The organism is Salmonella sp. NW722, from assembly GCF_051702785.1.
Taxonomy (GTDB): Bacteria; Pseudomonadota; Gammaproteobacteria; order Enterobacterales; family Enterobacteriaceae; genus Salmonella; species Salmonella enterica.
In genome coordinates this window covers 266,357-290,898 of sequence record NZ_JAMMIN010000002.1, presented here as the reverse complement: position 1 = coordinate 290,898, position 24,542 = coordinate 266,357, and the positions used below count along the sequence as shown (strand labels likewise).

The following is a 24,542-nucleotide window of genomic DNA, read 5'->3' as shown; positions in this document are numbered from 1 at the left end:
AATGAGAAAAAGCTGGACTATAGAGGAAGATTGTAAGCTGCTAATCTTGGTGCGTCAGCACTTTTCCGCGCTGGTCAGCCATAACCGGCTGAATGCCACAATGCCATTTAGCCAGCAGCTCCACGATGCATTTGACTCACCTGACCGCGATGCCGCAGCATTGCTTTATCGCCTCGAACAGGCAAAAATCCTGGGATTTGCCAGCCGTCCTGGTGGCGATCCCACTAAACAACCGTTTCGCTGCCTGATAAGCAATGATTTAGCGCTATACGATTACAGCCTCACCTTTCCCACCCTCAGAAAAGCATTGCATCCAGATACCGTTGCGGCAGCACTAAACCACTTCACGATTAGCAATCCACATGAACCACTGTCCAATACTATAAATGAAATCGCGACAGCCTTGCATCTTGCCCCCATGCAGGTGGAAAAGATTCTGATCGAAAGCGATCAAATAGCTATCAATAGTTACCGTAAGTGTGAGCGTGTTGGAGAGAAAACTATCAATAATAATCTGCAAAACTTCATCTCCAATAAAATTCCCGACGCAAAGCTGATTGAAGATATTAACTCTTGTCGCGCCCGAGTCTCTCAACTTTACCACGTGCATGAACGTGATGGCGCTGAGGTCATTTTCAGTTCCGACGGCACGGGATTCGGCAAAAGCTATGGCGTAATTCAAGGGTATGTCGAATATCTGGAGCGTTTCGCCAAAACCCCAAAGTCAGATGATCTGTTTCCCGAAGGTGGCTTTACCAACCTGCTGTTCATGTCGCCGCAAAAATCACAAATCGACCTGGACAGCAGCCAGAAAGAGAAAATTCTGGCCGCTGGCGGCGAATTCGTTTGCGTTCTCTCTCGTAAGGATATTGCCGACCTCGACTTTATGGACTGGGCCTCTGGCCTGAAAAACCGCGACCGCTATATTCAATGGTACGAAGGAGCGAAAGGTAGCAAATATATCGGCGTCGCTATGCGTTCGCTCAATTATCATGTTTCACAAATTGATCGCTGTGAAGAGCAGTTAAAAAAGCTGACAACATACGGTTCTCAGGATACCAACTACGAAAGAGAAATTCTCGAAGAGCAGCTAAAAAACTGTCGTCACAGTATCCGCAATACGATTGAGTCAGCCTGTAAATTACTATTTGGACCAGATAGTGAAAAAGCTTCAATTAAAGAGTACATTCGTCGCGGACTCCAGGCGCGCCAGGAGCGAATGAAAAATGCGGAGACAGTGCGAAAACCAGGAAAGCTTGAACCTAAGATAAGCGTACACGAAGTCTATTTCGAGCTTATCAAACAGGTATTGCCTTTCGAAGTTTGCCAGTACCGCCCGTCAGTGCTATTAATGACCACGAATAAGTTCGACACATCAACTTACCGACTGGTGCCTCGTCAGCGAGGCGAAGGTGTGCGTTTTGAGTCCGTAGGTTTCGACTTGCTGATTGGCGGTAAGCTGACTCCCAAAGATCCACAGATTAGCACCGTTGCGGCAGCCGGTCATATCGGGCAGGTTACCTATCTTCGCGACGAACACTTCAGACGCAATCCAGATTGTCCTTTTCGCCAGAAAAATATTCGTTTTACGGTGATCATTGATGAACTACATGAAGCCTACACCCGCCTTGACGAAACATGCCATGTAAAGCTAATCACACAGGAAAATAACCTGGCGCACGTTATTTCCGTCGCAGGACGTATTCACAACGCGGTACTCAGCTTAGAACGCCGAAACAAGCCCAAAGAAGCGCAAACGACCTTTGAGCAAGAGATGGTCAAATTCATCACTACTCTGCGCAATTTACTGGCGGAAAAGTGCGAACTATCCCCCGGTACAACGCTGGGATCGATCCTGGAGATGTTTCGTGACCAGTTAGGGGCATTTGAAGTCAACGGCGACGCCGCCGAACGCATCATTTCCATCACCCGCAACGTATTCAGCTTTAACCCCAAAATGTACGTCAATGAAGAAGGGCTGAAACGCATTCGTAGGCGCAATAGCGAAGGCGACATAACGCGCACCGAGCTATATTACGAAGTCGAAAATGATGCCAGCGATACCAATCCCACCCTGCACGATCTGTTCCAGTTGGTCTCCGTCATCCTCGCCGCCTGTTCTGAAATCACCAACCGGCACTTTAAGCGCTGGGTAAAGAATGGCGGCCAGGATAACTCCAGCAGCCAGAATACGCCTTTGGGCCAGTTTGTTGACGCAGCCAATAACGTAGCCGGCGTAGTGCGACATATCTTCGATCGCACCACCGATGAAAACTTGTTGATTGATCATTTCTACACTTATCTGCAACCCAAAACCGTATTCACGATGACGCCTATAGCTGAACTCAATTACGTGAACAGGGGAGCCGAGCGCACAATTATTCTGGCGTTCGAAATGGATCTGGTACAAGAGTTGCCCGAAGCCATGCTGCTGCGTTTATTAACCGGCACGCACAATAAAGTAATAGGGCTTAGCGCCACCAGCGGTTTTAGCCACACCAAAAACGGTAACTTCAATCGTCGCTTCCTGGCGCGCTATAGCCGCGACCTTGGCTACCGGGTCGTTGAACGCGAAAAGGCAGATATCGATACGCTTAAGGCATTACGCGGGTTGAGGGCCAGTATCCGCAACGTCGACTTCAGGGTGTTCGATGATAAGCAGTTAAAATTGACCGATATCTACCAAAATTGTGAAATCTATCGCAGGACGTATGACAACTTTTTCGACGCGCTGAAGAAACCGCTGGAATACGACCTGAAAAATACCTATAAACGGCGTCAGTGCCAGCGGGAACTGGAAGCGTTACTGCTTGCCGCCTACGAAGGTAAAAACAGCCTGATTTTGTCACTTTCAGGGACATTTAAGCGGGCCTTTATCAGCGCCTGGCGCACGCATCAGCCAGCCTGGCGTCAGCAGTACGGTATGCACTCCCGGTGCGATAAAAAAACGGATAACGATAAGAAACATGACCAGATCCTGACCTTTACCCCATTCAAAGGGCGTCACACCGTCCATTTGGTCTTTTTCGATTCACCACTGGCTAATGTCGAAGATATCAGGCAAGAAACCTATCTCCAGAACAGCAATACCGTACTGGTATTTATGAGCAGCTACAAAAGTGCGGGCACTGGCCTCAACTACTTTGTTAAATACCATGACGGCGATATTAATAATATCAATGCATCACGTCTGGATGTCGATTTTGAGCGCTTAGTGCTCATCAACTCCTCGTTTTACAGCGAAGTAAAGGACAACAGCGGCAACCTCAATACATTACCTAACTACGTTACCGTGCTTAAACACTACGCCGATGACGATATTACCGTCCACAAGCTGGCCGATTTCAACGTTAATTTCGCCCATGGCGAAAACTATCGCCTGTTAATGGCCGAACATGATATGAGCTTATTCAAAGTCGTCGTGCAGGCCGTAGGCCGAGTCGAGCGTCGCGACACTCTATTGAAAACAGAAATCTTTTTACCCCGCGATGTATTCCGTAATGTTGCATTCCAGTTCGCCGCTCTCAGTGAAGATAGCGGTAACGAGGTAGTATCAGAAAGCATGTCCTTGCTTAACCACCGCCTCATGGAGGAGTGCGAAAAGCTGAGTCAGAGCCAGTCATTTAGTGATGCAGAACAGCGGCATGCGTTTGAACAGGCTATCGTAGAAAATGGTCTCCGCATCGATGCTGTTCATAAGCGAGTTCTGAAAACCGACTGGATAAATCGGGTACGCGCCGGTAACCTTGAATATCTCGAATTGTGTAATTTATTCCGCGATTCTGACTCCTTTACCGATCCCCTGCGTTGGCTGGAAAAACTTCAGGCTAATTCCTTGTATGCCGCCAATCGGCAAATGCAATCTATCCACCACACCCTGTTTATCGACCGCCATCAGGGCAACCAAACTATTTTACTTTGCCACAAACGCGGCCCGGATGGACTTGTCCACAGAGATTATTCCGCCCTGTCGGATTTCGCTGGCGGCGCAAGAGAGTACCGGCCAGAACTCACGCTCTTTCCGCAGTATAGAAACGATATCGATTTTACTCCCGGCAACCTGGTCGGCGAGTTGATTCGTGAATGTGACAACATCCAGGAAACGGCATTCAAAAAATGGGCACCCAACCCCAGACTAGTTCCGTTGCTCAAAGGCAATGTCGGTGAATATCTCTTCGATAAAGTGCTAAAAAGTTATGGTGTTACCCCACTCTCCGACCAACAGGTGTTTGAACGCCTTGAACCGCTGGTATATGAGTTTTTTGACCGCTTTATTGAAGTAGGTGACGACCTGCTCTGCATCGACGTTAAACGCTGGGCGACGCAGTTGGACGATTTAACGCGGGCAGAAGAAACGCTTGAGAAAAGCGACAACAAGATTCGCCAGATCCGCAATATCGCCAGCCAAAAGGCAGATACAGAGGGGCAGAAACAGCTTCAGGCGGTGCTGGCAGGCCGTTACGAACGCATTCGATTTGTCTATCTGAACATCGCCTACAGCCAGAATCCCAATAATCTGATGTGGCAAGATAACGTGGATCACACGATCCACTACCTTAACCTGTTGCAAACCGACTACCAGTACTATCAGCCCAAAAATCGAGAGAGCGGACGAGCTCAGGAAAACTCGAAACTGAGCATGACATTGGACATTAACCCAATGTTACTAACCCTACTGGGTGTAGAAAAGTTGCCGACTAAAGGAAAAGTATCATGATCCCTAATCTGAATGAGCTGTCAGACGCCCCAATTGCCCGCACCAATTTGATCAAGCTTGAAGAAGATCAGCTGACGACTATCCAACGTCTACTGGTTCCGGTATCTAATATATATACAATAGATTTTATGGTTCAGCGCTTTACTAAAGAGCGAAAAGAAAAATCCGCTGATTACTATGCGCGTATTCATCAGGAGGTAAAATCCTATGTGCGGCAGAAACTTGGACTGGATGCCAGGCAGGACGTAAAATATGAGCTACATCTTTTACCTACTTACGAGCACGTCTTTTTCTTCCTGGCACCTGCTGCACCAAACAGCCCAACGCATCGGACTTTGGCAGAACGCATTGAAACGCTTTGCCAGCGACTCACCGCTGAAAATTATGATTTGTCTCGCCTGATTCAGGGGTTGTTCAGTCTGCATTTGAAAATGGTAATGCTGGAACAAGCCAGCGAGCGCTTTTCGGTACCGCCAACCTACTTCAACTCTACGTTCTATCTCAACGCTCGCCTGAGTCAGCCCGTCACGCAGAAAAGCAGCACTGGCGTGATGGAGGCATTCGAACTCGACATTTATGCATCAGAATATAACGAACTCGCCTTTACCCTGCACAAACGAAAATTTCTGGTCGAACCGGAGGATGAATTGCACCTCTCTCTGGACGACACCTGCGTGTGGTTTAACATCGATAATCGTCGGCTCAAAGCCCGGCGCAAACTTGATGCCCGGGATAGCAAACTGGACTTTTTTCGTGAGCGCAGCGGCTATGGTGAATGCCAGGCCTATACCTATAACGTGGTCATGAACGCAGCCTGCGAGCGGCTCAGTGAACTAGGGATCCCCCATCAACCTATCCCATTTCAGGCCACCCACGAGGTCAATCAGTTCGCTACCGACCTCGATCAACAACTGGCTAATACGCTATTGGTGGTTAATAACGGCGTCGAATTCAGCGCCACGCAAGAAGCTTATTTCTTTGACACATTAGCCATCCAGTTCCCCGAATATCAACTCTGGCCGCTGGCATCGCTTAAACATTCTCAGCAAACCGGCTTTTCTGAGCTGCCCGCCAATACTTCTATTCTGGTGCTCAATACGGTAGATGAAGAACGGAGCAACAGCATCCGCCAGCAATATAGTGAATCTGTTGAGTACAATGATTTCTATGCGGCTTTTGCCGACGCCCGAAAACAACCTGAACTCAATTGGGATACTTATACCCAGCTTAAACTGGATCGTTTGCAAGGGTGGCTAAATCAGCAACCGCTACCTGTGGTCTTGCAGGGTATGAATATTGATTGCAAATTGCTGGATGCGATTGATCTTATTAATGAACGCTCGGCGAGCGACCCTGCTCAATACGAAATCGATCTTACGAAGCCTCACAGCCGTCTCAAGTCAGCAGTTACCTTACTAAACAGTAAGATACGCCGAACGAAAACCGAACTATGGTTCAAAGAAAGCTTACTCAATCAGCATCACATCCCACTACCAGATTTGGCGGACGGGCACTATACCGCCTATGCGGTACGCAAAACGAAAAACAATCTCTCTCTCCTTGGGCATGTTGAACTAAAAATTGAGCACGGCCAACTTAGGGTGGTTGATACCGGGATCGCTGAAGGTGAATTAGAATATCTCTCTGTTGATCATCCCTCTCTGGGACGATTAAAGAAATTATTCGACAAAAGCTTCTATCTCTACGACCACGCCGCAGATGTACTGCTTACCACCTACAACAGCTCCCGCGTGCCGCGCCTGATTGGCCCGGCGCAATTTAATATCGTCGATTCATACGCTTATCAGGAGCAAGAAAAAGCGCTGGCGGAGCATAAAGGGGATAAATTTAACGGGTACACCATCACCCGCTCAGCAAAATCGAATCAAAACGTACTGCCCTATCTGATATCACCAGGCCGTTCGAAATACGACTCGCTGACCAAAGAGCAAAAAATGAGGCATCACCATATTTACTTGCAACCGCATGAAAACGGGGTGTTTGTTCTGGTGAGTGATGCTCAGCCTACAAATCCTACTATTGCACGACCTAACCTAGTGGAAAATCTGCTGATATGGGACGCCCAAGGCAAAGCCGTAGATGTATTTAGTCACCCGTTAACTGGCGTTCACCTCAATAGCTTTACCCTGGATATGCTCAGGAGCGGCGAAAGCAGCAAGAGTTCGATTTTTGCCAAGCTTGCCCGGTTGATGGTGGAGAATTAAGGGAAGTGGGGCTGTGTTTAACACGTTATGTGTGGACCTGACTCCACACATAACGAAGCCCCACTCGCTAAATAACGGTTTTTCGTGATAACCATCACAAAACCAAAGCGATTTTTTATGGGGGCCTTCATGGGGGCACTGTTTACGAGAAATACCAACAAAACCAATAACAAACAGTACGTTAATCGCGGATATGATTCCGAGTCCGGCACCACCTTCCCTTTTTATACTTCCTTAAAAATCCCCATGTGTTTTTAATTCAATGATTTAGTGGAAAAACTCTTCCCAGCGAATTTCTATTTATCCGCCCAAATCAGGGGCTTTTGGTGGTCAACTCGGTGCTCAGTCCGGTTAGATAAAGGAGTGCCCTCAAATGGCATTAACCGACAAACAAACACGTAGTGCAAAGCCTTCTGATAAACCCTACAAACTCGCTGATACACTCGGCCTGTATCTTCTGGTAAAACCCAACGATTTTCGTATCTGGTATTTCAAATATCGTTTTGAGAGAAAAGAGTCCAAGGTATCATTCGGTTCTTATCCCGAAACTTCACTCGCCCTTGCCCGCGAAAAACGCGATGCCACCCGGTGCGTACTAAAATCCGGCTTTACCCCTTCTCAGCAGCTCCGGGACGAAAAAAGGTTGTCAATGAATTAGAACGTTCCAGTACATCGCTAGATTGTGGCATACCGGCTGCCTGAAACTCTGGTCAGAAAGTCACGCCAATAAAATTCCTGTCTGCCTCCAACACTACGTTTTCCCTGATATCGGCGCAATGGGTATTTCGGCGACTTAAACCCTACATCTCGCACGACTGGTCAGAGACATTGATGATAAAGGTGTGCATGTTGTTGCCGGACGTATACGCCAGTATCTGACCAAAATTATGCGCCACGCCGTACAACAGGGAACGATTAAATATAATCCGGCATTCGATCTTGATGGCGTTGTAACTCCTGTTGTAACCCAGCATCACCCCGCCCTTCCCCTGAAACGCCTGCCTGAATTGCTGGGCTATATCGACACTTTCCGGTATGCCGCACTGCCAGGACAACACCAAACGTGAGTTCACACATCTGGTTAGAGTTTCTCTGGCTTACCACAAAATTGAGTGGGAACACGTTTCAACAGGCACTTCAGGTGCTGATGACTGGCGTGCGCCACTGGAAGCATAAGAGTAAATCCACAGCATTCCGCCTTAATGGTGGGATGCTGTTTTTGTCCGGGAACGGAGACAAAAAGCCCGTGCCAGCAATGAGTTACGTCTGTTACGTTTCATATATGGGAGATGGTGGATGCCGGAAACTTTGGCGGTAGCGTGCCTGAAGCGGCTGTCCTCCCCATTGCCACTGCCACGAGCGGACCGTGGTTCCTTTTTCGTCAATAAATCCAGAACAAGGTTATGTCACAAAATGGCCTGCGTTTTACGCTGGATGTGGACGGATTAACGCCGACGGCAACCACTGTCGTCAGCTTCACCCTCCAGAGGTATCAACAGTTCAACAGGTGCAAGCTGGAATAAGAGTGAAAGACTAAAAACACCAGATGATGCATCCAATGATAGCATTAAATCAGGCCATGGTTCACAGGAGGAAATATTACCATCTTACCTTTACTTAATAAGATCATTTTTAATGAAAATAGGTTTATCAATAAAACAAAAAATATTCTTGACAGCGAAATTACATCTTTTCTTGCATCTTCAAGTCAGGAAGGATTTGATTTAGTGGATGATAACAATAATTATCTTTTTGATCGCACAGTTAAAAAATTAGGCGCATTAGCTGATAATGAAATGTTTGGTTTGGAACCTGCATACATTTTGGGCGGGGAAATAAAAAAGTTTTCTTTATTCAAAAAATTGAATTTTCTGATGGGAAGATTATCATTGATAATGAATCCGTGTCATGGTCACTAAAAAAATTTAGTACACAAACAGAATACTCATGTTATATCCAAATTCATAAAAAAAGAAAGAAAAGCTTTATCTAATAACAAATTTTAAAAAAATCAGCAGTGCGTTGAGAAAACTAATACATACATTCCCAGATGGAATAACGCCATCAAATCGAAGAGAAAATAAATTAATTAATATCCTGGATTCGCATAAAAAAGATTCAGAGTTTAGATTTTTATCAAAAGAATTAATTATTTCTATTGGAGTTGCAGTAAGTACAATAATCCTATCACTTATTAACTTCTAATAAATAATTATTCTTATTTTCTAGGATAATCTCACAACTTATTATTTAGTAATGAAGCTATGGAGAAAAATGCCCACAGCCGCCCGACTCAACGATAAAGGCACCCAGTACGACGATTATTACGAGACCGTGAGTATAGCGAGTTCCCCCACGGTATTTATTGACGGCCTGCCCGTTGCCAGAATGGGTGATGCGGTGGACTGTGGCGGGGAGGTTAATATGACTCGAATGAAATCAGGTAAGGCATCAAAGGTTAGAAAAGTTGACAGAGTCGGAAAACGGAGGTTCGAGCTTCATCATATAGATGAAGTTGCAAATAGAGGCGATGTTTACAATGTAGACAATCTCCGTGTGAACACCATATTGACATACACAGGCGATTTATGAAATTAAAAGAAAATATTAGTGATTATACGGAAAGTGAGTTCATTGATTTCTTGAGAGTGATATTTTCTGAAAACGAGTCGGATACAGATGAAACATTAGATCCATTGCTTGAGTATTTTGATAAGATCACTGAATACCCAGATGGAACAGATCTTATCTATTATCCTGAAACGGAAAGTGATGGAACACCTGAGGGTATTCTGAACATAATTAAAGAATGGAGAGAATCTCAAGGATTGCCTTGTTTTAAGAAAAGTAAATGAAAATCAGGTGTAGGGGAATGCCCAGAGTTACTGGCGCAGTTTAGTAAATCGAATCAAACTTTGATAAAAAGAGGTCGAGCGCCGTACACCTTGATAAGGCAACAAGTCGGAGGTAGGTGGGCTTATGAAATTTATCACGTTGGAAAGATCCAGTATGGAGGAATGGTGTTTGATGTTGATAACCTTAGGATAAACACTCCTAAAAATCATATACGATTGCATAAGTAAGGTTTGAGGTGAAAATGGAACTAAAAAATAACCTTGAAGATTATACAGAAGATGAGTTTATCGAGTTTTTAAATAATTTCTTTGAGCCTCCTGAAGAGTTGACTGGAGATGAATTATCGAAGTTTATTGATAACCTTCTACGACATTTTAATAAAATTACTCAACACCCTGATGGCGGGGATTTGATATTTTATCCATCAGAGGAACGAGAAGATAGTCCTGAAGGAGTTATTGAAGAGCTAAAACGCTGGCGGAAGTCTCAGAGACTCCCCTGTTTTAAGGAAAATAAGTAGCGATCAGTGGTGAGGAGTTTGTCAACCGGAACCGGGATGATAATGCAGTGACCGTTAAAAGGCAAAAATATGTCAGTTAAGGGAGCAACTATCAAAGGCATAATTCTGAGAGTTTTTACACTGAACCGTAGTGCCAGAGGATATATTTGTCTGACGCGAATCGTATGAAATGAGAGCTTTACGTACGGTTTGTAAGAGGCTGTAGGGAAAGATCCTACGGCCTACTCACTAAGTAATCTATTTTTGCACTAAATAATTCACATTTTTTTGCACGATAATCAAGATTGTCTTTTAGGTAATATATATGGAGGAATGGTATTTCCAAAAATACCATGAATATTTATGAAATTATGTTTTTTAACTCTGATTTGCATTGTGTTTCCCATGATTGTTTCATGTTCCGGAAACACGATAAAGTATCAACCTGACGAACTCTCACCCGCTAAATTTGGCACAACTTACAGCAAACAAGTTGAGCTAACGGGTGGACTTGTCAGTAGATTGTATTATATTATTCATCCAAGTTATGCTGGGGTATTTAGGACAGAAGAATTTTCACCTGCGTTGGAGAACCCTCGAGATATAAAAGAAAATTGGGATGGTATTTATATAAAATGTATTGGAGGCGACGAGCATAGATGTAATACTATCGAAATTAAAGGTAATATTAATGTTGAGGAAGATATCGTTATCGAGCTTGATGGTTACACGATGGGATCGGGATGGTCTTCTGGAAAAGAAAGCCACAAGACATTCACAATACATGTTGAAAAATAATCGGTTACGGGAGATTTTTTATTAATTCTTCCTTGGGGAAATACTTCCAGGCCACGCAAAGTCTTGGTTTCGAGAGAGAATAGCGGTTATGCATCCAAAGGAAAGATATCGATGAGATATTAACATGGGATTATTTATTTAACAAAGCCTAAGGATACCTCGTATAACCGATTTATGGAAAGGTAAGACAGAATATTAGCGAATAACCATAATGAAGCGAATGTAATTATCATTGATGACAATAAGGATCTAAAATATACCCACAGCAGCCCGACTCAACGATAAAGGCACCCAGCACGACAGTTATTACGAAACCGTGATTATTACGAGCTCCCTCATGATATTTATCGACAGATTACCCGTCGCCCGGATGGGCGACCCGCTGACGCCACACTCCAAACCGGAGCATCCGCCCCATCCGCGTAAAATTGCGGGTGGCTCCTCCACGGCATTTATCGACGACCTTCCCGCTGCCAGAACGGGTGATGGGATGGACTGTGACGGGGTGGTTATCGGCGGCGGCACGGTAAATACAGGCTGAACATTCAGGGAGGGCAGACATGTCCCGGGAAGGTCTTCGTTCCACGCTGGAGGCTGACGGCCAGGAACCGGACATCTTTGCGGTGGCGAATTTACATCCGTTCAAAAAAATCTAATATAAGAGATAGATGATATGGCTAAATATATATTCCTCTTTATCTGGATTGTGACATTTTCTGTCAGTGCTGGTGAGCGAGGATATTATTTATTCGTATGGGGTAACCCAGAAGGGAAGGAATATTTTAAAGAATATAGAGCTGATGAAAGGATATATGCGGTCAATAAATCCTGTTGGAATGAAAGAGCGGGGAACTCTATACGAATAGTATATGTTGATACTTATCCTCATGGAATAACCGATTCTTTAATTAATTCCTTTTTGGCTGGGAATAATAAATCCATAATAAATATTAGAGTATCATTGAGTAATTTTAGTGACGATCAAATACTTCATGGTTTTGATGGCATGTTAATAATAAATAAAAAAAATGAAGAGATCGAGATTTTTACTATTCCAGTAGTTGGTGCTAATTACTCATATAAAGATAAATTTTTAGTAAACGTCCATGATTTTGAATTATTTGATGGAAAGATCTGTAACGCTTTGATGCCTATAGATAGTTATTTTTCACCATAATAAGGGTTGTTGAATAAATCAAATCACCCTGTACCGTCAAATGTACCTACAGTCGACACGGGTAACGGTTCTACATCTTCAGGGAAGCAAAAGGCAACAACAAAAGATGCGGAACAATTGCCGACAGTGGGAAATAAAATCGTGGAGGGCCTATAGCTACGGGCTGAGATTATCTGTTCATGATATGTATGCCTCACACGTTACCATAATATCATTGAATGTATCAAAAATGCCTACGCAGCAAACGGGCATTACAGGATGCAGGATCATTTTAGTCTTGACAGTAATGATATAACACATTGGCTTTATAGCCATTGGGATGTCTTTAAAATTTGGTTTGTACTTCAACATTATGAGAAAGAGGGGTATGAGTTTAAGCCATTTATACACAAAATCATTCAAGATGCATCGCGGCGGCAAGGGAAGAAATCCCCGGGAGCATAGATAACGATGTGACCGGGGTTTCTGAGCGCAGCCAACAAAGAGGCAGCTTAAAGGATGAAGTGTATATTACAGAAATAAATACCACCGTAAAAATCTCAGGTGTCAGAGGATATTACTCCTGATTTGGTATGTATTGTCGGCAAGGTATTTGTTTGTATTGTTAACATAGCATAGTCCGATATTTTGCATAAGGAATGTGATTGTGTCATGGGTAATAACGAAAAAATTCATTTATATTGTGACAATCGCCATATTATTTTGTTCTGTTGTTATATACTTATGGTCAGGCAGACCAGTAGAAATCGTGGATGTCCATTATTATTCAGGTAAAGACATTAACATTCTTGCCAGGCATTTCCCCATTACGGACAGGGGAAAGCTGAATTGGTGGAGAGAAAATGAAAGAAAAATTCTGGAAAAATATAATCTCCCTGAAAATGATTTTTCGGTATATATATGGGATTTTGGTGACGGTTATCAAAAATTATCGCCCTATGATGCCGAGGATGAATTTTATTGTTTTCCTGATATAAAATCAGAATCAAAATGTATCAAAAAAGATATATATATGTCTGCTGAATCTGGTGGTAATTATTATCGGATGTTTTTATTTTCTGGTTCTGGTTATTTTTATCAACCGAAAAAAGATGATGATAAGCTTATCGAATCAAATAACTCCACCAGGCTCAACCAGGATAAAAGCCATGAAAAAAATCACTATCATTAGTTTGTTTCTTATCTTACCTTTGAAAGCAAATATTATTCCATCTATATCATTACCAGACAAATTAAGTGAGTCGAAATATTCTGTAAGAATGCTTCGCATTGATGCAAGGATTGACTATCGCGTGGAAACCCCTGAGTGTAAGAACGTAAAATTTAATGATTACTTTTTCTTAAATGAAAATATTAAAGAACTCAATGATAAAAACCATGTTTATGATCCTGAGTTTTATCCAATTACATTATGGAGTTGTTCATATAGCAGAGAGGTGTATGATGTTGGTGAGTATGGCTCACATATACAGCACATCGTTTTTGATAAAAATATATGGGTGATAGATGATGATGCAACAAAAACAAATAATAAATTTAAACCATCAGTTTTATATAATATAAGTTCAGTGAATGCACAGGGTTTCTTAATCATTGATGAGAATATTTCGGAGATGGATAAAACAATATACGAAGATGATAACATAAAAAAGAAATTTTATTTTTGTATGATTGATGGCTCACATGCTTTATGCGGCGCAGGCAGTTTAATCAGAAAAATAGATAATCAGTTGATTGATTTTACGCCATACATATTAAAGTCACTGGAAAGTATGGAGATTGGCGTTAATTAAAAAAGAATATCCGATATTAATATACTCTAAATAATTTGAGTTACAGGAATGCAGTAAATTTCCAGGAGTCTGGATGTTGGATACTGAGATGAGCGTATCATTAATGACGAGGTTACTCTGCGTTATTTAAGTGGTTCATGCCGCTTTAGTTCTGTCTTTGACACAGACGAGTAGCTTGAAATTCCAGGTGAGAGCAATTATCATTTTTCTGTTCCACTTGATAATATGTATCATTTTTATCAGGTCAGCATCGTTATAGTATACGTACAGTGGATTATTTAATCGTTGATAGAAACTGGCCTTCAAAACAAGAAAATTACTATCATGCGCTACGCCTGTTGACGTTTACGCCTAATAAGATATGCCAGAAAACAGATAATGGCAGGGTTATTCTTCAGCATAAAATTAACTGTCATAATAATGGTAATGGCGACACAAAAAGAAAAACCATGAAATATAATGAAGGTACTTTTAAATATATGCTCAAAAAAATCATTAGCGCTCTCGCGTCAATTATTGGTGGGCTACTTGTTTTTTTATGTGTCTATTGGTTATTTCGTCTGGATACCTGGACAGAACGAGGGATTTATATAGGCGCCTCTATATTTTTGTCTCTTATTCTCATAAAAATACTATCATTCTTCAATGACGAATAGACGGCAGGAAAAAACCGTGAGTGTCTCACACCGATTCTTACTGGATGTCAAATTTCGAAAGCCTGCCCTGCTGATACCCTATACAGAAGAACTGGTTCAACAATTATCAGACAGTGGCAGGAATCAAACCCACACCGGGAAAATCATGTAGATAATTCTGTAAGGGTTAGTTTTGTGGTGGTCTTGATAAACGGTCAAAAATAGCTTTAACAGTCCATTAGCCCAAAGGACTTCTCCGAGTCCGGGCACCAACCATTCAGATGCGGACGCCCTATGGCGTCCGTTTTTATTTATAAAATCAACAGGTTACTCCGCTCTCCATGTTCACTACTGTTCATTAAAATATACTGGCAGCCACCGCTTTTTGTGGGTAAAAACGCCGGTTTTCTGCATAGCGCATGACGCTATTGAAACGTTATTTAGCAAATCCTGTCTGAACCAGAAATTAAGTCTCTGTTAACCTGCACTATTACAGAAAATCATAGAACAGTCATCTCAAAAGAATATCGTCCTGAAGGACGAGAACCCAAGGCATTTTCAGGAGATGAGTCAACCGCGACAGAAAAAAATTATATTAATAATTTTTAATTATTTTTTAGAAAACCAGACAGGATTTAAATTAAAACTGTTTTATTTCAAATGGTTATAAAAAATACCGCAACACGCGTCACATTATTAACATGTGAATGATTGTGTTAACCGAATGTAAATTGTATGTTTCAACATACCACTATTTTACTGCGTCCCGGCGCGCTCATCCGGATGGAAGGAGATAACATGTCAGCCTTATCAACTACTGGCCATAATGACGGGATCACTCTCCATTGCTTACAGAGCATTGCGCAACTCATTCCTCTGTCGTCGGCGGTTTTTTATCGTGTTAATGCTTATTTAAAGCCAGAAGCCTATGTTTTACATAACATTTCTAATAGCACACACCAACAATATCTGGAGCATTTTCAACCATTAGACCCGCTATCGCCTTCCCGGTTCGGCCAACAGGTTATTACAGTAGCGACGATGACGCCCGGTATCTGTGCCCGACATCGCCATTATTATCATGAATTTATGCTACCTAATCATGTGTGCGACATGATTGAGATCTTTATTCGTCGGGGCCATCGTATTATCGCGGGCATTTCATTAATGCGCGATATACCTTTTTCCAGCGAAGAGCGTTTGCGAGCCCAGGCAGTACAACCATTGCTGGGACTGGCGATTCATGATTCTCTTCAGGAAGACAACAATCTGACGTCAATATTGACCGCCAAAGAGCGTGAAATTGTGGGAATGGTCTGCGAAGGGGCCAGCAACAAATTGATTGCCCGTCAGTTGAATATTTCTCTCTCAACAGTGAAAACGCATTTACGTAATATTTTTGCTAAAACAGAAGTGATAAATCGCACGGAACTGGTTTCCCGAACCAGAATGTCCTCGGTACAACATTCACAGCATATGTGAAAGCGTGCTTTTTAACCCGCGTCAATTGCGGGTCTTTTCCCCCTGTGTCATATATGCCTGAATTAATACCACTCTCTGATCTGATGCCTCAATAAAATGTCATATTATCTGGCGTCGGTATCCTGTTGCAGCCATTGATTCATGGCCTGATTGATCATATTTATCACACTAAGCAGAAGAACACGCTGGTGTCGCTCAAGCCGCAGATAACGGCGCAGCGGCGGCATTTTACAAACCACTTCGCTAGCAGCCCATAGCTCAATGCTGCAATACCATTCCTTATGATGTAAAACCAGCGTAAACCGACGATAATCCAGTTCACTCAGTGCCTGTTGTAAATTGGGGAAACAATTAAGATAGTTAATCAGCCCGGCGGTACTTTTACTGCCAGTAAAAATGACGGGATAACGTTTCAGCCATCCGGGCTGATGAGCGCGAATTTTGCCCTGCAAAGGATAATTGATTGTGCCTTTCACCCTGAATTCACAACTGTGAATACTGGCCATGAATAACCGTTTTTGCTGAACATGGCAGATAACCTGGGTAAATGCATTCAGATGCAGCACGGCGCTATGTTCGGTCAATTTTTCACAACGCCAGCCGCTCAAATCACGTAACACCATATTCATTAATGCGTTCTTAAACCAGGGGACGGAGGACATCTGGCGTCATCTCTTCATTGTTTCGCTTTTCATAATTGCCCATCGCCCGTTCCACGACCTCTTCTACCGGAAGCGGGAGGAAAGGATTAACCCGTTGCACACATAATGTCCAGAATAAGGCATAGGCGGCAGTCAATCCAAGCATAATACCGAATGGTATAAGTACATCCCGACTGTTCATTCCAGGAGGCGCGATATTAATAATGGCGATAATAATACCCACGCTCGAAATAATCTGAGGTAAGGGAAACCAGGGGGCCCGGTAAGCGCGTGGCAAATCGGGGCGCCGAATACGTAAGATAACGACCGATAACGTTACCAGCAGATAAGCTACTCCCCAGGCGCAGACCGCAGCGAGGATCAGCGGAACAATGTGGTCGATATCACCGTTCAGATACCAGGCATGTAAACAGGGAATCGCAACACCAAATGCGATGGCGATGACCGGTGTTTTAAAGCGGGGGTGCAACCAGGTCAGAAACCGCGGCAAAGCGCCGTCCAGCGCCATGCCGTATATAATACGCGGTACTGCCGCCATCAGCGTATTAATCGTCGCACATCCCGCTAACAACAACCCCACGCCCAGCCAGTATTGCCCGACATGTCCCATGACACGATTGGCAAAGGCGGGAATAGCCATCGGCGTATCCAGTAAAAAGATATGGTTTGCCGCATCGACAACCACATTATTTACCTGCCGGTTAATCGCAGCGCCATAGAGGAACATACAACCTGCCACCGCTAAAAGGCCAAGCGCCATCGCTCTGGGAATCGTACGATGCGCTTTTTTAATTTCCGGCGCCATTGGCGTTACCAGTTCACAACCGACGAACATAAACATCGCCATGCCAATATAACCAAACAGACCAGAAAGATTACTGACATCAAGCGGTGCGCCAAACCACCCGGAATGATGAGTGACCGGGGATAACAGGATCCCGCATAAACCGAAGATGGTCAGGGTAGTCCACATACCGAATGTAAGAAACACTTCCACCTTGCCAAATACTTCAACACCAATGGCATTCAGTAACCCGAAAACCACTACCATGCCGACGCCAACCATCCAGGTATTGTGCTGCATGGCCACGTGTTCGCTAACAGACTCAAAGTTCACCAGCGCCATGACGCCAGCGAGAATCGTTTCTGCCGTGCCGGCAAAAATGTGTACGATCAGGTAAGCGCAAAGCGCACCGGTGATAGCGAAAAAACGCCCCATCCCGCAGGAAAGATAGTCGTAGACGGAGCCAGTCGTGGGAATAAGCGTTGCCGCTTCGGCAAAGGTGGTAATCTGCGCTTGCATCATAATAAATGCCAGTAATACCGCAAGGGCAAAGGTATCTCCCCCTGAGCCAAAACCACTGGTCACGGTCAGGATCACCGGGCTTGCCATAATCAGCCCGACGGAGCTGGCAAGCGTCGTGGGGAAACCAATAACGCCACGTTCAAGATGGCTGGCAAGTCTGTTTTTAAACATGGTCAACCTCTTCACTATTATTACAACAATAAATTACCGCTCCGGAATAACGCTTATTTATGGCAGGCAGCGCATCTAACAGGTATCGTCCTGAAGAGGGATAACGGTAAATAACGTTGTGACGCCGTCCCCGCATGCGCTAATAGCAAGTGGGGAGCGCGTTATTCTCCCCAGTGATGCCAACGCTACTGACGAACAATTAAAGGATTCAACCCTGTTTGTGGCTTTCAACGTTTGCCAGATAATGTTTTACAAAACGGGGCGTTAAAACTTTCCATGCCACTTCGGTTCCCTGTTCAACAAACCAACTATCGCCCGGTGAAAAACGTATCGGTTCCTGACCAGCGACAGTGAGTTCCACTTCCCCTTCCAGCACGGTTGCGTGCTCGGTAAAGGGATAAATCATCGTGAAACCGCCGCGGGTCGATGAAAACAGTCCACAGGTAAATACATCCTCAGGTTTACCGTAAATCATCGCAACGGCGACCTGGGGATCGCCTTCTGTTGGCAACGCCCCTAACAGGCTGACACTCCCGACTGGCTGTAATTCAGGAACAGGTTGATTGAGTTTAAAAGCGTGCATTAATGTTCTCCTGGTTAATTCCGGCCTTTCCAGAAACCGGCTGTTTGATGTATCAGTTTTCCCGCACTGACCAGCAATAGACGTAAACTGTCGCGACCATAAATTGTCGCGTGGGGAATGCTACTCATCAGACGATACCGCTCGGAACCGCCATTTATTCCTTCGGCCAGGATTTTGCATACAATATGGGAAGGCGTGACGCCAAATCCGGAATAACCCTGAACATAAAAAACATTATTGTGTTCACGAAGCGTGCCAATCTGCGGAAACAGATTCGCGCTACAGGCCATCGGTCCGCCCCAGGCAAAATCGATTTTAACGTCTTTCAAATAAGGGAAGACCTCCGTCAACAGAGTGCGGTTCCAGGCAGCAAAATCGTGCGGGGTATATTCAAGAAACCTTGTGGCGCTGCCAAACAGCAGACGGTTTTCTTTTGTGAGACGGTAGTAATTTATCACCGGGCGGATATCGCTAAAAGCCCCGCGCAAGGGACTGATCCGCTCAACAAGCTCGCTGGAGAGAGGTTCTGTAGAGACCTGATAAGAATAAGTAACCAGCGTTTTCTTATAAATTTCTGGTTCCAGATTATTGAGAAAACTATCACAGGCCCACAGCAATTTGGCTGCTTTTACGCTGCCCATCGCAGTACGTACCCGCACAGTTTTACCGTAACTGACCTCAACCACAGGTGAATATTCGAATATCTTCACCCCCAGCGAATTCGCAGCCTGAGCGGAGCCCAGCAATAAATTCAGCGAGTGGACATGCCCTCCCCCCATATGCTTGAGAACACCGCAGTAAACGTCGGAACCGATAACCTGCTGCACGTCTTTACCGGTATAGAGTTCAATATCATCTTCCGGCGTAGCGGCTTTGAATTCTTTTTCCCATTGTTGCAGCGTTTTTAACTGCCGCTGGTTGTAGGCCAGATAACCATATCCGGGGACAAAATCAGCATCAATATGGTATTTACGAATTCGCTCCCGAATAATACCTGCGCCGAGGTTCGAGATTTTAAACAGCGTCTCCATTCCCGCTGCGCCTACATATTTTTTAACGGCTTCGATGTCGTGACCTATACCGGCCATTACCTGACCGCCGTTTCGTCCGGTGCCGCCATACCCAAGATGACGGGCTTCCAGAACGACAACATTAGTGATCCCCTGCTCCGCCAGTTCCAGCGCGGTATTGATGCCTGAAAAGCCACCGCCAATGATCACCACATCGGCATCAATATCCTCTTGCAGAGCAGGAAAATGCAACGGGTATTTTTTCGTCGCGCCGTAGTAATTCAACGCATCGATTTTTGTATTCATCGCGTTACCTTGTCATCACGCTTGACTAAGACCGCTATCACAGCACGGTAACGTTTTACAAAATATCGTCCGGAAGAATGACGTTCTTTGGAACGATATTCAGTTCCGAAAAAGTATGTTGGGATGGAAAAACGTACATTCCTGACCTACAGGCACTTCTGATGAGCGATGTGACATTACTTGCCGAAGTAACAACTTTTTTACACCAACGACACGGACAATTTATTGCAGGTGAACGTCAGGCCGGAAACGGCACGAACTTTTCGGTCACTAACCCAGCCACCGGCAAAATTATCGCCGACGTTGTGTCGGCAACCCCTGCGCAGGCAGAAGAGGCCATGCAGAGCGCCAGACGGGCGTTTGATGTCTGGCGTAAAATGCCAACGTTACAACGCGGCGCATTACTGCTGAAACTGGCTGATACTCTTGCCGCTCATCGTGAAGAGTTAGCTCAACTGGAAAGCGTCTGTTCAGGTAAAACGATTATGCTGTCGCGCGGTCTTGAACTCGATCAGTCAGTGGCCTTCCTGCGTTACTTTGCCGGTTGGGCAGGAAAAATAACCGGTGAAACGCTGAATGTCTCCCTGCCATCAATGGGAGAAGAGAGATACACAGCGTTTACCCAACGCCAACCCATTGGCGTGGTCGTCGGTATTGTGCCGTGGAATTTCTCAATTATGATTGCTATCTGGAAGCTGGCCGCAGCGCTGGTATGTGGCTGCACCATCGTCATTAAACCAAGTGAATATACCCCGCTGACACTGCTGCGAGTCGCTGAACTGGCTAAAGAGGCTGGTTTCCCTGATGGCGTAATTAACGTGGTAAACGGTGCTGGCGGTGAGATAGCGCAACAGCTGATCGCGCATCCAGATTGCGCCAAAGTGAGTTTCACCGGGTCAGTCGCGACAGGTGAGAAAGTCCGGCGTTCGGCAACATCGTCAGGAAAACGCGTTACCCTCGAACTGGGAGGGAAAAATGCGGCGCTGTTTCTCAATGATCTCACAGCACAAGCCATGGTCAACGGTATTCTTGAAGCCGGTTATCTGAATCAAGGGCAAATTTGTGCTGCCGCAGAGCGTTTTTATCTGCCCCAGGAAAAACTGGATACGGTCATGACGCTCCTCAGGCAACGGTTATCGGAGATCGTGCCCGGCTCGCCTTTAGATGAAAAAACGGTGATGGGCCCGCTGGCGAATCAGGTTCAGCTTGAAAAAGTGCTGCATCTGATTCAACGCGCACAGGAAGAAGGGGATACTATTGTTTACGGCGGTGAAACTTTACCCGGCGAAGGGTACTTTTTACAGCCGACGGCGGTAAAAGTGCGTAGTAAAAACAGTACGCTGATGCACGAGGAGACCTTTGGCCCTGTCTGTAGCTTTATCGGTTATCAGAATGAAAAAGAGGCGCTTTCGCATATCAACGCTTCGCCATTTGGCCTTGCAGCAAGTGTGTGGTCGGAAAATATGTCTAAGGCATTACGCTACGCTGAAGATATTGATGCTGGCATGGTGTGGGTCAATATGCATACCTTCCTCGATCCCGCGGTACCCTTTGGAGGGATGAAAGGATCGGGCATTGGTCGTGAATTTGGCAGCGCGTTTATTGATGACTATACCGAACTTAAATCGGTCATGGTCCGTTATTAACCATCCTGAAAATGATGCAGGCAGATCAACCATACCGAAAGGAGGACTGTCTGCCTGATTATCAGGTTCGCTCGCTGCGTTTTTTTGCTTTTGGGATAATGTTAAACGCCCGGCCCGGCGTTCCTTCCTGCATTACTAGCGCCATCTACCGTTAGAGTAGGCTATCTCCAGCCTTAACGGTTCAGACTCATCCTGTAACATCGCTTCCAAAGACAACGCCAGCGTCTGATGATAGGCATCTTTTACACTGACTTTCAGCATGTTGATGCTCGGTTCATAACGTAAAATAGCAGCGCGAAGCTCACGGCAAAACCAGTTGAGAACCCGTTTGTCACCCACATTCACCTCGTGCCATTCCGGCATACCCCGAGTGAGCAGCGGCGGTAATGTCTCGCCACCAGGCACGGCGCAAGAGTTGAATAAACACATTAACTTGCGTCGTACCAATTCATGTGGGCTTATCCCCTCAACCAAGAGCCTGTCGAATAGCGCGACCGGAATGGTTGGCGTCATCATCATTTCCCTATCTGGTCCATCGCCAGATCCCATACTGACGTTCTGGACTCCTGTTGAGCGCCGTCTGATTTCTCGGCAGTGATTTGCCATTTGATTTTCGTGAAGTTCAGCGACATCGTTTCCACCGGCTTACCGCCGGCGCCGCCGCTAACACTGAGTTGTGATATCAGCACGTTTGTCAGGGTATAAACGATAAGCGACCGCATTTTGCCGTCGTCATTGCGGCACAACGTCAGCACCGCGGTTCTAATTAGCCTCCCGCTACAGCAGTACTCATTGAGCACAGGCGTGGCGAGGTCGACAAATTTGGTGAGCGACATTTCACCAACATGCGCACGCCCGGAAGTCCGCTCGGTGAGGCTAATATCATTATTTACCTGCATTGCCACATTGTGGCTATAAGACATGATCTCTATCTGATCTTCAAAGCCTTCAACCTGGCTTTCGCCTTTGATATTGTCGAGCTTTAAAAAAATCGCATCCATGATTTATCTCCTTGTTGATCAAGTGGCAGTTCAGCAGCCAGACGAATACCAGCGGCCAACGCTTGTGACTCTTATTAAAAGCGCAACGACCAAAAAACACAGCGTGAAAAACGCCAGGTTTGCAGGGATTTTGCCAACGTTTACCCACGTCTGATGAACGTTATTCCGCTGGTTGCAATGCAATAGAAGGTTTTGGCCCGCTGTGGCCAAATACAATTGAGGTTATACTGAACGCTCTCTGCCATATTCAATCCCTTTTATCGCAAAGTATCCCTGGTGCCGGTATCACAGCGTCGTTATTCAAAAATTGACATTTCAGAATAATAATCAGCTATATATAAAAAACACATCAAAAAGCAAATATCAACTTAATTTTTACTTATTTAATAAAAAAATCCAAATTGATTTACATCAATTAACACATACAAAAACATTAAAAATCAAAGCGTTAAATAAAAATTAATCACTATGGAAATTTTATTTTTCTTAATACTCACATTACAAATGTTATTTGATTATTTTCCTGTGAACACTAAAAAATGATTTAAATCAAAAAACACACTATTCTCGTTGATTAACGTTTTGACCGAAATAAAAAAGATTTTATACGTCCCGGGATAGTCTCCCTTTCTGATGGACAATATGCATTAACGAGCGGGCAAACAGGTAACTTCTGCCCGGGTAATCCGTTACCCGACTGATATTAACATTGTCATGAGGTGATATCATTTGCCTGGCCAGCCATAATCATCCGGAACCGGCGCTACGCCACGAACATCAGGACGGAGCATTTTTTGTCGATCCTCTTCGTCATCCACCCAGACACTGGCTATCTCTTCACAGGTTGCAAACCATACGCCATCATGCCCTTTAATATGTTCAATCAAACGTGACAACATCATCATATGATGCCCATGACCGATTATCTGCGGATGAAGGGCCATCGCATATAAACCGTTTTCCTGATGGTTATAAGCATAAGTAAAAATATCCTTCCAGCGTCGCAGAACACCGTCAGTATCGCTCATCCCCTCCTGGTTACCGGTATACGCCAGTGCGGGAAAATCATCCAGATACCAGCTAACAGGAATTTCCAGAATCGCGCTGGCCGGGCCTGCGATATTTCCCGTTTCCCAATTCACCTGCCAACGTTGAGGATGGTAAGGCACAAGATCTCTCGCCATCAGGCTACTGTCATAGAGAAAACCGGCTTCCTCCAGAAGATCCAGCGTATTCTCGCTATAATCCCAATAGGGAGAACGGTATCCCACAGGGCGTATGCCAAAATGTCTTTTATAACAGGCGAACGCCAGATCCATAAGTCGGCGTTCTGTATCACGATTCACCAGAGTCGGATTTTCATGATAGTAGCCATGGTGAGCGATTTCATGCCCGGCATCAAAAATCGCTTTACTGATTTCCGGGAAGGTGTCTACAGTGTGTCCGGGAATAAAAAAGGTGGTTTTGATATTATTTTCTTTAAACAATTTCAGAAGCCTTGGTACGCCAACTTGTGCACCAAACTCTCCTCGTGACATAAAGGATGGCGACGGTCGATTAAATCCGCCCAGCCATAAAGACTGAGCATCTACATCAACACCAAGATTGACCGCAATCCTTTTACCCTCAGGTAATTTTAAATATCCCATAACGACCTCCAGCTAATACATAGAAG

The 24,542-nt window shown here is 44.7% G+C and carries 21 protein-coding genes and 3 pseudogenes; 17 read left to right on the top strand and 7 right to left on the bottom strand.

The features are described from left to right. Nucleotide 1: 1 nt before the first annotated feature. The 16 genes and pseudogenes from NA330_RS05725 to NA330_RS05650 all read left to right on the top strand — a co-directional run bounded on the left by NA330_RS05725 (nucleotide 2) and on the right by NA330_RS05650 (nucleotide 16,182). Nucleotides 2-4,717, top strand: a complete 4,716-nt coding sequence (locus NA330_RS05725) for a hypothetical protein (RefSeq protein ID WP_024149218.1) — start codon at nucleotides 2-4, stop codon at nucleotides 4,715-4,717. After that, a complete protein-coding gene (locus tag NA330_RS05720) occupies nucleotides 4,714-6,942 on the top strand; it encodes a hypothetical protein (protein ID WP_001650670.1) in 2,229 nt (742 codons plus the stop codon). The genes NA330_RS05725 and NA330_RS05720 overlap by 4 nt, the downstream gene beginning before the upstream one ends. Nucleotides 6,943-7,315: 373 nt before the next feature. After that, a pseudogene (locus NA330_RS05715) lies at nucleotides 7,316-7,976 on the top strand (tyrosine-type recombinase/integrase); the annotation flags it as partial. A gap of 1 nt (nucleotide 7,977) precedes the next feature. After that, nucleotides 7,978-8,118: pseudogene (locus NA330_RS05710) on the top strand (type VI secretion system tube protein Hcp); the annotation flags it as partial. Between the two features lie 551 nt (nucleotides 8,119-8,669). Then, nucleotides 8,670-8,861, top strand: a complete 192-nt coding sequence (locus NA330_RS05705) for a T6SS immunity protein Tdi1 domain-containing protein (RefSeq protein ID WP_000342571.1) — start codon at nucleotides 8,670-8,672, stop codon at nucleotides 8,859-8,861. Nucleotides 8,862-9,216: 355 nt separating this feature from the next. Continuing rightward, the gene (locus NA330_RS05700; protein WP_023202715.1) at nucleotides 9,217-9,534 is read left to right on the top strand and encodes a PAAR domain-containing protein; all 318 of its coding nucleotides are present in this window, start codon (nucleotides 9,217-9,219) and stop codon (nucleotides 9,532-9,534) included. Beyond that, nucleotides 9,531-9,797, top strand: coding sequence for an STY3281 family bacteriocin immunity protein (locus NA330_RS05695; protein WP_001650677.1), 267 nt, complete (start codon nucleotides 9,531-9,533; stop codon nucleotides 9,795-9,797). Before NA330_RS05700 ends, NA330_RS05695 begins: the two co-directional genes overlap by 4 nt. A 21-nt stretch (nucleotides 9,798-9,818) precedes the next feature. Further along, nucleotides 9,819-10,025, top strand: a pseudogene (locus tag NA330_RS05690) (type VI secretion system tube protein TssD); the annotation flags it as partial. A 14-nt stretch (nucleotides 10,026-10,039) separates the two neighbouring features. Next, complete coding sequence (locus tag NA330_RS05685) at nucleotides 10,040-10,318, top strand: bacteriocin immunity protein (protein ID WP_000421096.1); 279 nt, start codon at nucleotides 10,040-10,042, stop codon at nucleotides 10,316-10,318. 384 nt (nucleotides 10,319-10,702) lie between these two features. After that, on the top strand, nucleotides 10,703-11,095 hold the full coding sequence (locus tag NA330_RS05680; RefSeq protein WP_001662987.1) for a hypothetical protein: 393 nt from the start codon (nucleotides 10,703-10,705) through the stop codon (nucleotides 11,093-11,095). 256 nt (nucleotides 11,096-11,351) lie between these two features. Further along, a complete protein-coding gene (locus tag NA330_RS05675) occupies nucleotides 11,352-11,636 on the top strand; it encodes a type VI secretion system PAAR protein (protein ID WP_024134298.1) in 285 nt (94 codons plus the stop codon). Nucleotides 11,637-11,768: 132 nt separating this feature from the next. Continuing rightward, nucleotides 11,769-12,272, top strand: coding sequence for a hypothetical protein (locus NA330_RS05670; protein WP_001151810.1), 504 nt, complete (start codon nucleotides 11,769-11,771; stop codon nucleotides 12,270-12,272). A 210-nt stretch (nucleotides 12,273-12,482) separates the two neighbouring features. Continuing rightward, nucleotides 12,483-12,716, top strand: a complete 234-nt coding sequence (locus tag NA330_RS05665; protein ID WP_371063964.1) for a DUF3289 family protein — start codon at nucleotides 12,483-12,485, stop codon at nucleotides 12,714-12,716. A gap of 202 nt (nucleotides 12,717-12,918) precedes the next feature. Continuing rightward, nucleotides 12,919-13,443, top strand: coding sequence for a DUF943 family protein (locus NA330_RS05660; protein ID WP_023205439.1), 525 nt, complete (start codon nucleotides 12,919-12,921; stop codon nucleotides 13,441-13,443). Continuing rightward, on the top strand, nucleotides 13,421-14,065 hold the full coding sequence (locus NA330_RS05655) for a hypothetical protein (RefSeq protein ID WP_023194456.1): 645 nt from the start codon (nucleotides 13,421-13,423) through the stop codon (nucleotides 14,063-14,065). Before NA330_RS05660 ends, NA330_RS05655 begins: the two co-directional genes overlap by 23 nt. A gap of 1,433 nt (nucleotides 14,066-15,498) precedes the next feature. Next, a complete protein-coding gene (locus NA330_RS05650; protein ID WP_001275358.1) occupies nucleotides 15,499-16,182 on the top strand; it encodes a helix-turn-helix transcriptional regulator in 684 nt (227 codons plus the stop codon). A gap of 104 nt (nucleotides 16,183-16,286) precedes the next feature. On the opposite strand, the gene NA330_RS05645 is transcribed toward NA330_RS05650, so the two are convergent. The 4 genes from NA330_RS05645 to NA330_RS05630 all read right to left on the bottom strand — a co-directional run bounded on the left by NA330_RS05645 (nucleotide 16,287) and on the right by NA330_RS05630 (nucleotide 20,220). Continuing rightward, nucleotides 16,287-16,844, bottom strand: coding sequence for a DUF3156 family protein (locus NA330_RS05645; protein ID WP_023194454.1), 558 nt, complete (start codon nucleotides 16,842-16,844; stop codon nucleotides 16,287-16,289). After that, a complete protein-coding gene (locus NA330_RS05640) occupies nucleotides 16,822-18,321 on the bottom strand; it encodes an APC family permease (protein WP_023241584.1) in 1,500 nt (499 codons plus the stop codon). Before NA330_RS05640 ends, NA330_RS05645 begins: the two co-directional genes overlap by 23 nt. Before the next feature lie 208 nt (nucleotides 18,322-18,529). Then, nucleotides 18,530-18,904, bottom strand: a complete 375-nt coding sequence (locus NA330_RS05635; protein WP_000542984.1) for a cupin domain-containing protein — start codon at nucleotides 18,902-18,904, stop codon at nucleotides 18,530-18,532. 14 nt (nucleotides 18,905-18,918) lie between these two features. Next, nucleotides 18,919-20,220 carry an NAD(P)/FAD-dependent oxidoreductase gene (locus NA330_RS05630; protein ID WP_001092825.1) on the bottom strand — a complete coding sequence of 434 codons (1,302 nt, stop codon included), beginning with the start codon at nucleotides 20,218-20,220 and terminating at the stop codon, nucleotides 18,919-18,921. Nucleotides 20,221-20,381: 161 nt separating this feature from the next. On the opposite strand from NA330_RS05630, the gene NA330_RS05625 reads away from it, so the two are divergent. Continuing rightward, complete coding sequence (locus tag NA330_RS05625) at nucleotides 20,382-21,866, top strand: NAD-dependent phenylacetaldehyde dehydrogenase (protein WP_023241585.1); 1,485 nt, start codon at nucleotides 20,382-20,384, stop codon at nucleotides 21,864-21,866. Nucleotides 21,867-22,001: 135 nt separating this feature from the next. Here NA330_RS05625 and iraD read toward each other — a convergent pair whose 3' ends face one another. The 3 genes from iraD to NA330_RS05610 all read right to left on the bottom strand — a co-directional run bounded on the left by iraD (nucleotide 22,002) and on the right by NA330_RS05610 (nucleotide 24,516). Beyond that, nucleotides 22,002-22,382, bottom strand: coding sequence for an anti-adapter protein IraD (gene iraD / locus NA330_RS05620; protein ID WP_023205443.1), 381 nt, complete (start codon nucleotides 22,380-22,382; stop codon nucleotides 22,002-22,004). Next, a complete protein-coding gene (locus NA330_RS05615) occupies nucleotides 22,382-22,867 on the bottom strand; it encodes an Hcp family type VI secretion system effector (protein ID WP_000338745.1) in 486 nt (161 codons plus the stop codon). Before NA330_RS05615 ends, iraD begins: the two co-directional genes overlap by 1 nt. A 725-nt stretch (nucleotides 22,868-23,592) precedes the next feature. After that, nucleotides 23,593-24,516: a polysaccharide deacetylase family protein gene (locus tag NA330_RS05610; RefSeq protein WP_000540892.1), complete on the bottom strand. Its 924-nt coding sequence runs from the start codon at nucleotides 24,514-24,516 to the stop codon at nucleotides 23,593-23,595. Between the last annotated feature and the right edge of the window lie 26 nt (nucleotides 24,517-24,542).

What these genes read in the sequence shown, in the direction of transcription:
- NA330_RS05725 (WP_024149218.1), top strand. Translation starts at nt 2, where the DNA reads ATGAGAAAAAGCTGGACTATAGAGGAAGATTGTAAGCTGCTAATCTTG.
- NA330_RS05720 (WP_001650670.1), top strand. Translation starts at nt 4,714, where the DNA reads ATGATCCCTAATCTGAATGAGCTGTCAGACGCCCCAATTGCCCGCACC.
- NA330_RS05700 (WP_023202715.1), top strand. Translation starts at nt 9,217, where the DNA reads ATGCCCACAGCCGCCCGACTCAACGATAAAGGCACCCAGTACGACGAT.
- NA330_RS05695 (WP_001650677.1), top strand. Translation starts at nt 9,531, where the DNA reads ATGAAATTAAAAGAAAATATTAGTGATTATACGGAAAGTGAGTTCATT.
- NA330_RS05685 (WP_000421096.1), top strand. Translation starts at nt 10,040, where the DNA reads ATGGAACTAAAAAATAACCTTGAAGATTATACAGAAGATGAGTTTATC.
- NA330_RS05680 (WP_001662987.1), top strand. Translation starts at nt 10,703, where the DNA reads ATGATTGTTTCATGTTCCGGAAACACGATAAAGTATCAACCTGACGAA.
- NA330_RS05670 (WP_001151810.1), top strand. Translation starts at nt 11,769, where the DNA reads ATGGCTAAATATATATTCCTCTTTATCTGGATTGTGACATTTTCTGTC.
- NA330_RS05655 (WP_023194456.1), top strand. Translation starts at nt 13,421, where the DNA reads ATGAAAAAAATCACTATCATTAGTTTGTTTCTTATCTTACCTTTGAAA.
- NA330_RS05650 (WP_001275358.1), top strand. Translation starts at nt 15,499, where the DNA reads ATGTCAGCCTTATCAACTACTGGCCATAATGACGGGATCACTCTCCAT.
- NA330_RS05645 (WP_023194454.1), bottom strand. Translation starts at nt 16,844, where the DNA reads ATGTCCTCCGTCCCCTGGTTTAAGAACGCATTAATGAATATGGTGTTA.
- NA330_RS05640 (WP_023241584.1), bottom strand. Translation starts at nt 18,321, where the DNA reads ATGTTTAAAAACAGACTTGCCAGCCATCTTGAACGTGGCGTTATTGGT.
- NA330_RS05635 (WP_000542984.1), bottom strand. Translation starts at nt 18,904, where the DNA reads ATGCACGCTTTTAAACTCAATCAACCTGTTCCTGAATTACAGCCAGTC.
- NA330_RS05630 (WP_001092825.1), bottom strand. Translation starts at nt 20,220, where the DNA reads ATGAATACAAAAATCGATGCGTTGAATTACTACGGCGCGACGAAAAAA.
- NA330_RS05625 (WP_023241585.1), top strand. Translation starts at nt 20,382, where the DNA reads ATGAGCGATGTGACATTACTTGCCGAAGTAACAACTTTTTTACACCAA.
- iraD (WP_023205443.1), bottom strand. Translation starts at nt 22,382, where the DNA reads ATGATGACGCCAACCATTCCGGTCGCGCTATTCGACAGGCTCTTGGTT.
- NA330_RS05615 (WP_000338745.1), bottom strand. Translation starts at nt 22,867, where the DNA reads ATGGATGCGATTTTTTTAAAGCTCGACAATATCAAAGGCGAAAGCCAG.
- NA330_RS05610 (WP_000540892.1), bottom strand. Translation starts at nt 24,516, where the DNA reads ATGGGATATTTAAAATTACCTGAGGGTAAAAGGATTGCGGTCAATCTT.